This window comes from Allobosea sp. 01N443, assembly GCF_056399325.1.
The window spans coordinates 1-2,760 of record NZ_JBFTRC010000347.1 but is presented as its reverse complement, the minus strand read 5'-3'; the positions used below and the strand labels follow the sequence as shown (position 1 = coordinate 2,760).

The window sequence follows — 2,760 nt, the reverse complement described above, 5'->3', positions numbered from 1 at the left end:
GCTTTGAATGTTCAGCCATGTCCATCTCCTGTGCGGTATTCCGCTGTCGCCGGCAGTAACGAAAAAAGGCCAAGCAGAAGCTTGGCCTTCCCTCGAATGACTGTTGTCGACGATGCCAGTACATCCGTGGTCATCGTCGAAGAAACAGTCAGATCATGCGGCTTGGAGCTGCTCGGCCGCCATCTTGCCCGACTTGTTGTCGCGGGCGACTTCGAAGCCGAGCTTCTGGCCTTCCTGCAAATCGCGCATTCCAGCGCGCTCGACGGCGGAGATGTGAACGAACACATCCTGGCTGCCGTCGTCAGGCTGAATGAAGCCAAAACCCTTGGTGGAATTGAACCATTTCACTGTGCCGGTGGTCATGAGAAACCCTCCTTTTTGGCAAGACCTGTCGTTCGCCGAACGAATGTTCGGCGAGTTCAGAACGATTTCGAAAGGGGGAGTTCATCAGAGCCGCGCCGAAGCGCGAAAATAACAAGGACCGTCCAAGCAAATATCGACAAAAACCAAWCTACACGTCGACACAGCCAATGTCAATGTTCGATTTACGGCATCGAATAATACATGCAGAACAAGGCAAAACACTTACGAAATCAGGAATATCTTTCGCTTTCGTCCTTTTTGAACTGCTAGGCCTACAGAGCGCAAAATTCGAAGGACCACACACAACCAGTAGGAGACGCGCCCCAAGGCACGAATGTCCGGTTCTGGGCAGACAGCCAACTTCGGCTCTCCACCTTTCTCAGACCATGGCGACGTCCGCTTTGCGGCAAGCTCGCCAATGTCAGATTTCGAGCGAACCCCTGATCACCGCTCTCGACCCAAGTGAGACGTTCGCGGCAAACTGCCAGACGGTGAAAGATGGCCGATTTTGTTGAAGAAGTCGGTGTTGCTGCGAGCCTGAGGTTCTGATTCAGTCGTCCTTGGGCGGAGGGCGGCGCGATGATGGGCGAGCGGACGGTTGCGCAGGAGGCACTAATCTACGAGTTCAGCCTTGAGCGGCATGTCCCGGCCAACCACCTGCTGCGCTCGATCGACCGCTTCGTCGATCTGTCCGGCATCCGTGCGCATCTACGTCCCTACTACAGCGACACCGGCCGGCCCTCGATCGATCCCGAGCTGATGATCCGGATGCTGATCGTCGGCTACTGCTTCGGCATCCGCTCCGAGCGCAGGCTTTGCGACGAAGTCCATCTGAACCTCGCCTATCGCTGGTTTCTTTAGGCGGGCATGTGTCAACTCCGTTTTGCGTGCCGATGCGGATCGGGAGCGCCCGGACGAGTTCAGGCTACTTTGCGTGCTCGACGCTGGCTGCGTCGGCGGACAGGATGGGTTGAGAAGGATCGAACGGCCTAGCTCTGCCTCGCGATTAGACCGGYGAATGCCGTGCCATCGCAACCAGCGATGCGTGCTCGTCCGACCCTCGCACCCTCCCGGGCGCTCTTTTCCGCCGCGGCGACGGAACTATGCAAGTCGATCGCTAAATGGAGTTCCCGCGACGCGGCTAAGCGGCGACCGATCCGGGCGTCGCTGACCAACGGAACTCAGTGCCCTCGGTCCACATGCGGTGCGTGATGACCGCGAGCCGGCGTGCGAGAGCAACCTTCGCGACCTTCACGCTGCCGCGCTTCGCCAGCCGCATGGCCCACGACCTCAGAGAGGACCAGGGACCGTGGTGGAAGAGGACGTGGGATGCCTGGTACAATGCGGTGCGGACCATCTCGTCGCCGCAGCGGCTAATGCGACCATCGAAGTCGGTCTGTCCGGAGCTGTAGCGTCTCGGCGTCAGGCCGAAATGCGCGCCGACATCTCTCGATCGCGAGAAGCGTTCGGGGACGTCGACGCCCGTGCGATAGGTCAGCGCCACGACCACTCCGACGCCAGGTATGGTCATCAGCCGGCGGCAAACAGGATCGCGTCGCGCCAACTGCCGGCACATACGGTCCAGCACMTCGAAAGCCTCGATCATCGCTCGACGAACGCGCAGCATCGGCTCGGTGATCGCGAGCAGGATTGGATGATCCGCGACGAGCTCCAGGACTCGGACCTCGAAGGCGCTCCGCGTGACGATCCCGATCCTAAGCCCAAACACCTTCAGCGAACCACGCATAGCGTTCTCGATATCGTGCGTCTTATTCAAGAGCTGCTGACGGCTGACGAGTGCCATACGCACTTGCTGCGCTTCGTCGCTTTTGATGTGGACCTGCCTGAACCATCCAAGGCGAAGAAGATGGGCGATGCCGCGCGCATCGTTGCGGTCGGTCTTGTTCCGCATCGCACTGAGGCCAGCCTTCACATGGCGGCACCCGAGGCAGATCGCGGGATACCCGGCCTCTCGCAGCGCGCTGTAAAGCCAGGATGATGTTGGACCCGCTTCCAGGCCGACGCGCTTGAAGGGATGACCGAACCTCGTCAGCAGATCCGCGATGACCGCTGGTTCGGCTTCGATCTTCCGTTCGACCAGGACCTCACCCGCGTCGTTGACGATGCAGACGTTCACGGTGTCCAGGGACACATCCAGGCCAGCGAAATAGTCCATCACCCTCTCCATGGMAGAAGTTGCGGTTCAGGCCGCGCGGCGCACTCTCGCCCTGGCGCGACCGCCCGCCTACTCCATCTCTGCCGGCTTGGCCTGGAGGGGGATGTGCCCGACCATTCCACCTTCTCGAAGAACCGGCACGGTCGCTTCCGCGACAGCGATCTGCTGCGCGAGGTCTTCGAGACGACGGGCGAGGTCTTCGAGACGACGGTTCGACGCTG

General features: G+C 60.3%; 2 protein-coding genes and 1 pseudogene. 1 reads left to right on the top strand and 2 read right to left on the bottom strand.

Annotation, left to right across the window (positions count from 1 at the left end; genetic code table 11):
* Positions 1 to 153 precede the first annotated feature (153 nt).
* Positions 154 to 363, bottom strand: a complete 210-nt coding sequence (locus AC1DRP_RS36080; protein ID WP_057193656.1) for a cold-shock protein — start codon at positions 361 to 363, stop codon at positions 154 to 156.
* A 579-nt stretch (positions 364 to 942) separates the two neighbouring features.
* On the opposite strand from AC1DRP_RS36080, the pseudogene AC1DRP_RS36075 reads away from it, so the two are divergent.
* Positions 943 to 1,218: pseudogene (locus AC1DRP_RS36075) on the top strand (transposase); the annotation flags it as partial.
* Between the two features lie 286 nt (positions 1,219 to 1,504).
* On the opposite strand, the gene AC1DRP_RS36070 reads toward AC1DRP_RS36075, so the two are convergent.
* Positions 1,505 to 2,539 (bottom strand): IS110 family RNA-guided transposase, encoded by a 1,035-nt coding sequence (locus AC1DRP_RS36070; protein ID WP_476771085.1) that lies wholly within the window; start codon positions 2,537 to 2,539, stop codon positions 1,505 to 1,507.
* Positions 2,540 to 2,760: the final 221 nt, after the last annotated feature.

What these genes read in the sequence shown, in the direction of transcription:
- AC1DRP_RS36080 (WP_057193656.1), bottom strand. Translation starts at nt 363, where the DNA reads ATGACCACCGGCACAGTGAAATGGTTCAATTCCACCAAGGGTTTTGGC.